Genomic DNA, 264 nt, shown 5'->3' with positions numbered 1-264 from the left:
CTGGATGCGCGCCTTGGGCAGCCCGGTTTCGGCGACGGCGCGGTCGATCAGCGCATCACCCAGGGCCTCGATCTGTTCGGCGATGGTTTCGAGGAAGTGGGCCCGCTGTTCCACCGAGGTTTCGCGGTATTCATCGAACGCCGCCCAGGCCAGTGCGCAAGCTTGGGCCACGTGCTCGCCGGTGCCGCCGGCATAGGCGGGCTCAAGGGCTTGGTCGGTGGCCGGGTCGATGGCGCGGATCGCTTCGCGGCTGCCGGTCACGGC

The 264-nt window shown here is 69.7% G+C and carries 1 protein-coding gene; it reads right to left on the bottom strand.

Annotated elements, in window-relative coordinates; all coding sequences use genetic code 11:
- Positions 1 to 261, bottom strand: a 261-nt coding sequence (locus tag SB772_RS42040; protein ID WP_410838777.1) for an aldehyde dehydrogenase family protein, incomplete at its 3' end; no start/stop codon positions are given.
- Positions 262 to 264 lie beyond the last annotated feature (3 nt).

It is taken from the genome of Paraburkholderia sp. SIMBA_030 (assembly GCF_046535245.1).
GTDB lineage: Bacteria > Pseudomonadota > Gammaproteobacteria > Burkholderiales > Burkholderiaceae > Paraburkholderia.
Note: the sequence above shows the minus strand (reverse complement) of the source record. Positions and strands in the feature narration are given on the sequence as shown.